The sequence below is a fragment of the Desulfurivibrio nitratireducens genome (assembly GCF_044068515.1).
Classification (GTDB): domain Bacteria; phylum Desulfobacterota; class Desulfobulbia; order Desulfobulbales; family Desulfurivibrionaceae; genus Desulfurivibrio.
In genome coordinates this window covers 1-5,341 of the sequence record NZ_JBIPKI010000075.1, presented here as the reverse complement: position 1 = coordinate 5,341, position 5,341 = coordinate 1, and the positions used below count along the sequence as shown (strand labels likewise).

Genomic DNA, 5,341 nt, shown 5'->3' with positions numbered 1-5,341 from the left:
TGCCGAGCCCGGCCCGCCGGAGCCGACCGACGAGCAGCCGGGACCAGCTCCAGGCCCGGAGACCCCATGATTGCGGCCATAACAGCCCCCCCGGTAACCCTGGCCACCGAAAACATCGTCAAGCAATACCGCAAGCGACGAGTGGTGGACGGCATCAGCCTGACGGTGGAAACCGGCTCGGTGGTGGGCCTGCTCGGCCCCAACGGGGCGGGCAAGACCACCACTTTTTACAGTATCGCCGGCTTTATCCGGCCCGACGCCGGCCGGATCCTGCTGGACGGGGAGGACATCACCGCCCTGCCCATCCATCGCCGGGCCCGCAAGGGACTTTCCTACCTGCCCCAGGAACCTTCGGTCTTCAAAAAACTCAGCGTCGCCGAAAACGTCCGGATCGTCCTGGAGCCCCTGGGCCTGGGCAAGGATGAGATCAAGCAGCGCATCGACACCCTGCTGGAAGAACTGCGCCTCGGTTATCTGGCCGCCAACCCGGCCCACTCCCTCTCCGGCGGCGAGCGGCGGCGGGTTGAAATCATGCGGGCCCTGGCCATGGAACCCCGCTTTATCCTCCTGGACGAACCCTTCGCCGGCATCGATCCCCTGTCCGTGGCCGACCTCCAGCAGATCATCCGGGAGCTGAAAAGGCGCGGCCTGGGGGTCTTGATTTCGGACCACAATGTCCGCGAAACCCTCAAGGTCTGCGACCGGGCCTATATCGTCAACCACGGCCGGATCTTGACCAGCGGCACCGCCGAGGATATCATTCGCTGCCCCGACGCCCGCCAGCTGTACCTGGGCGAAAACTTTACCCTTTAACGATCCGAGATGGCCCTGGAACTGCGACAGAACCTGAAACTGAGCCAGCAACTGGTGATGACTCCCCAGTTGCAGCAGGCGATCAAACTCCTGCAGCTCTCCCGCCTGGAGCTGGCGGAAACCATCCAGCACGAGATGGAAATCAATCCGGTGCTGGAAGAGGGCCTGGGCTCCCCGGAGGGCGAGGATCCCACCGGCTCCGACACCTTGCCGGACGGAGGCGGAGAAGGCAACCGCGGGCCAGAAGATGAACCGAGCCGCCCCGAGCCGGAAAAAACCAGCGAACTGGAAATGGAATCCCCCTCCTCCCTGGGGGAAATCGACTGGGGCAACTACCTGAACGAATACGCCGCCGACCAGAGCGACGGCGGTTTTAGCGGCCGGGAGCGGGACGGAGACGAAGCCCCCTCCCGTCTCGATATCCTCAGCGCCCGCCCCTCGCTCCAATCCCATCTGCAATGGCAGCTCAATCTCTCCCGGATCACCGAGGAGGAGCGCAAGGTCGGCGAGTTCATCATCGGCAACCTGGATGCCAACGGTTTTCTCACCGTCGAACCCGAGGAAATCGAGGCCCAGACCGGGTGCCGCCCGGCCGTCGCCGCCGCCGTGCTGGCCCTGGTCCGGGAGATGGATCCGGCCGGGGTGGGAGCCACCGATCTGCGCCAATGCCTGCTGCTGCAACTGGAGCGCCTGGGCCTGGCCGACTCCCTGGCGGCCCGCATCGTCCAGAACCACCTCAACCTGCTGGAGACCCGCAATTACAGTGGACTCGCCAAGGCCACGGGCCGCTCGCCGGACGAGGCGGCGGCGGCGGTGGCGGTGATCACCGGACTCAATCCCCGCCCGGGCCGGCTCTACTCCGATGAGGAGCCGGTCTATATCATCCCCGATGTCTATATCCACAAGCTGGGCGAGGAATACGTGATTCTGCTCAACGACGAGGGCCTGCCCCGCCTGAAAATCAGCAACTACTACCGGGAAATCCTCGACAAGGACTCCACCGCCCCCAACGCCACCAAGGACTACGTCCAGGAAAAGCTGCGCTCGGCCATGTGGCTGATCAAGTCGATCCAGCAGCGCCAGCGCACGATCTACCGCGTGGTGGAGAGCATCCTCAAGTTTCAGCGCGACTTTTTCGAGCACGGGGTGGCCCGGCTCAAGCCCATGGTGCTGCGCGACGTGGCCGAGGATATCGGCATGCACGAATCGACCATCAGCCGGGTGACCACCAACAAATACGTCCACAGCCCCCAGGGCATTTTCGAACTCAAATACTTTTTCAATTCCACCATCAACACCAACGGCGGCGACGCTTTGGCCTCCGAAAGCATCAAGCAGCGGCTGAAAAGCATCATCCAGCACGAGGATCCCAGGAAACCCCTGAGCGACAGCGCCATCGCCGCTGTTTTCACCCGCGACGACATCCGCCTGGCCCGCCGCACCGTGGCCAAGTACCGTGAACAACTGGGGATCCTGCCCTCCAAACTCCGCCGCCGACCCTGATGGAAAACTTTCAGCAGCACCACATTTTGGGGCGATCGGTCCGGCTTGCATAGCCAACTATGCTGCGCCGGCCCGCTTGCCCCAATCTGCGGCACTGCTGAATGTTTTCCGCCCTTATCAACTTCAAGGATGATTAGATTACTTAAATGAATGCGATTAATGATGCTGAGGGGGTTCTGATAATTCCCGAACTGAGCGCCACCACCAAGAAGGAGGCCCTGCGGGAACTGGCGGCGGCGGCCGTGGAGCAGGCCCCCCACCTGGACCCGGACCAGTTGAGCGCGATTCTCGAGGCCCGGGAGGAGCTGGGCTCCACCGGCATCGGCGACGGGGTCGCCATTCCCCACGGCAAGGTGCCGGGTTTGGCAGAGGTGCTGGTGGTGTTGGGCCGCAGCTCCAAGGGGGTGCCGTTTGCCGCCCCGGACGGGCGGCCGATCCATCTTTTCTTCCTGCTCCTGGCCCCCAGCGCCGCCGCCGCCACCTACCTCAGCCGCCTGGCCGAACTGGCCCGCTTTCTCCGGGATTCCCAGGTCCGGGCCCGGCTGCTCCAGGCCGAAAGCCGGGAAGAACTGGCGGCCAGCCTCCGCGGCGAAGCGGGCGCAAGTTATGAATGAGCCCAAGAACGAAAATCACCGCTTGCCGCAAGATGCCGGGCCCACTGAGACCCTGCATCTCAACCTGCTCAGCTTCGGCCACAAATACGGGCCGCCGCCGGCCGCCGACCTGGTTTTCGACGCCCGGGTGCTGCCCAATCCCTACTGGGTTGAGGAACTGCGCCCCCGCCACGGTCTCGAGGCCGAGATCGCCGCCTTTGTCCTCGCCAATCCCACCGGGGCCCGCTTTCTCGCCCTGCACCTGGAACTGCTTCAGTTCATCCTGGCTGAAGCCCGGGCGGCCCGGCGGCCATCCCTGACCGTGGCCGTGGGCTGCACCGGCGGTCGCCACCGTTCCCCGGCCGTGGCCCAGGCCCTGGCCGAAGCCCTGGCCGCCACCGCGCCGGTCAACCTCGAACACCGCGATATCGATCGGGAATAACCGGCTCCGGCTGGTCGTTTCCCTTGCAACAAACCTGAACTTTCTTGAATGGGTGGGCCTGATGACTGAATATCCCGCCGGAGATGGCGCCAAAGGCGCCGAGCTGCTCCGCCGCCTGCGCGAACTGCTCGGCGCCGACCGGGTCGCCGCCGCCCCCGAGGAGCTGCTGACCTACGCCTACGACGGTTCCGGCCAGGATTATCCCCCCGCCGCGGTGGTTTTTCCCCAAAGCAGCGCTGAGATTGCCGCCATCCTGCGCCTGGCCGGCGCGAGCCAAACCCCGGTGATTCCCCGGGGGGCCGGCACCGGCATGTGCGGCGGCGCCCTGGCCGTCCAGGGCGGTATTATCCTGGCCCTGGCCCGGCTCAACCGGATCATCGCCATCGACCCGGACAACCAGATCGCCGTGGTCCAGCCGGGGGTGATCACCGCCGACCTGCAGGCCGAGGTCGCCCGCCACGGCCTTTACTACCCGCCGGATCCGGCCAGCCGGGCCTTCTGCACCCTCGGGGGCAACGTCGCCTGCGGGGCCGGCGGGCCGGCCGCCGTCAAGTACGGGGTCACCCGCGACTATGTCCTGGGCCTGGAAGCGGTGCTGGCCAGCGGTGAGATCATCCGCACCGGGGTCCGGACCGCCAAAGGGGTGGTGGGCTACGACCTGACCCGCCTGCTGGTGGGCTCCGAAGGCACCCTGGCGGTGATCAGCGAAATCACCCTGCGCCTGATTCCCCTGCCCCCGGCCAAAAGCACCCTGCTGCTGCTCTGCCCCGATCTGGCCCGGGCCACCGCCCTGGTCAGCGCCATCCTCCGCCGCCTGACCCCTTCGACCCTGGAATACCTGGACCGCACCGCCCTGGCCCTGGTGGCCGACCGCCTCCCCGCCGACCTGCGTACCGCTCCCGCCGCGGCCCTGCTCCTGCTGGAATTCGCCGGCGACGAGGCGGAAATCGCCGCCCAGGGCCGCCGCCTGGAGGAATTCATCGCCACCCAGCCGGGGGTCATTCTGCGCCGGGCCGCCTCGCCGGCCGAGGCGGAGCAGCTCTGGGCGGCCCGCCGGGCTATCTCGCCTGCCGCCTTCCAACTCCGCCCCCACAAAAGCAGCGACGACGTGGTGGTGCCCCGCAGCCGGATTCCCGAGCTGGTGGCCGCCACCGAAGAGCTGGCCGCCGCCACCGGCCTGCCGATCTTCACCTTCGGCCATGCCGGCGACGGCAATATTCACGTCAATATCATGCTGGATCGGGAAAACGACGGCGAACGCCGGGCGGCGGCCGCCGCCCGGGAGGCCATTCAAAGGAGGGTGCTGGAACTGGGCGGTACCCTCTCGGGCGAGCACGGGGTGGGGATCAGCAAGGCGGGGGCCATCGCCGCCGAAGTGGAGCCGGCGGCCCTGGAGTTGATGCGCAAGCTGAAAAAGGTCTTCGACCCGGCCAACATCCTCAATCCCGGCAAGATCTTCCCGCCGGCTTGAAGGCCGAGCCGCTTGTTACTTAATTTACGCAAAAAGGTTGGATTAACGGTTGGTTAAACTGTTGGGGGCTTGAACAAAGTTTTTAAAAAAAAATTTACCACAGAGGACACAGAGAGCACAGAGAAGTCAGGGGCGAAAAGCTGGTGGAAAAAAAATGAGCACCGGCAATAAATGCCAGCGCAGAGGATTTTTTTACCGAAAGTCCTCTTAATATTTTAAGAAGTTATTCCGCTGCTGCCGGTCAATTAAGTTTGGTGATATTCGGCAAAACTGGCCAAATTATCTCTGTGTCCTCTGTGCTCTCTGTGGTTTACTTTTCAGCCGGAATTTTTGCCGATTACCTTTAGTTGCTCCCTTTTTGCCCCAAAGCTGTCGCGATTTCCTGCTGCAAAGCCGCCACCATGGCGAGAGGATCGGCGGCGGTGCGGATCGGCCGGCCCACCACCAGGTAATCGGCCCCGGCGGCGATGGCCGCGCCGGCGGTGGTGAAAGCAAGAACTTGCGACCGACAAATCCTTG

General features: G+C 64.8%; 5 protein-coding genes. All 5 read left to right on the top strand.

From position 1 onward, the window contains the following. Positions 1–66: 66 nt before the first annotated feature. The 5 genes from lptB to ACHHTY_RS11680 all read left to right on the top strand — a co-directional run bounded on the left by lptB (position 67) and on the right by ACHHTY_RS11680 (position 4,822). Positions 67–813 (top strand): LPS export ABC transporter ATP-binding protein, encoded by a 747-nt coding sequence (gene lptB, locus ACHHTY_RS11700; RefSeq protein ID WP_395494346.1) that lies wholly within the window; start codon positions 67–69, stop codon positions 811–813. Between the two features lie 9 nt (positions 814–822). Continuing rightward, the gene (gene rpoN, locus ACHHTY_RS11695; RefSeq protein WP_395494345.1) at positions 823–2,316 is read left to right on the top strand and encodes an RNA polymerase factor sigma-54; all 1,494 of its coding nucleotides are present in this window, start codon (positions 823–825) and stop codon (positions 2,314–2,316) included. Positions 2,317–2,462: 146 nt separating this feature from the next. Continuing rightward, positions 2,463–2,930 (top strand): PTS sugar transporter subunit IIA, encoded by a 468-nt coding sequence (locus ACHHTY_RS11690; RefSeq protein WP_395494344.1) that lies wholly within the window; start codon positions 2,463–2,465, stop codon positions 2,928–2,930. Then, the gene (locus ACHHTY_RS11685; RefSeq protein ID WP_395494343.1) at positions 2,923–3,351 is read left to right on the top strand and encodes a RapZ C-terminal domain-containing protein; all 429 of its coding nucleotides are present in this window, start codon (positions 2,923–2,925) and stop codon (positions 3,349–3,351) included. Before ACHHTY_RS11690 ends, ACHHTY_RS11685 begins: the two co-directional genes overlap by 8 nt. 61 nt (positions 3,352–3,412) lie before the next feature. Further along, positions 3,413–4,822 carry an FAD-binding oxidoreductase gene (locus ACHHTY_RS11680; protein ID WP_395494341.1) on the top strand — a complete coding sequence of 470 codons (1,410 nt, stop codon included), beginning with the start codon at positions 3,413–3,415 and terminating at the stop codon, positions 4,820–4,822. Positions 4,823–5,341 lie beyond the last annotated feature (519 nt).

Excerpts from the sequence above, each read along its gene's own strand:
- lptB (WP_395494346.1), top strand. The coding sequence starts at position 67 with ATGATTGCGGCCATAACAGCCCCCCCGGTAACCCTGGCCACCGAAAAC.
- rpoN (WP_395494345.1), top strand. The coding sequence starts at position 823 with ATGGCCCTGGAACTGCGACAGAACCTGAAACTGAGCCAGCAACTGGTG.
- ACHHTY_RS11690 (WP_395494344.1), top strand. The coding sequence starts at position 2,463 with ATGAATGCGATTAATGATGCTGAGGGGGTTCTGATAATTCCCGAACTG.
- ACHHTY_RS11685 (WP_395494343.1), top strand. The coding sequence starts at position 2,923 with ATGAATGAGCCCAAGAACGAAAATCACCGCTTGCCGCAAGATGCCGGG.
- ACHHTY_RS11680 (WP_395494341.1), top strand. The coding sequence starts at position 3,413 with ATGACTGAATATCCCGCCGGAGATGGCGCCAAAGGCGCCGAGCTGCTC.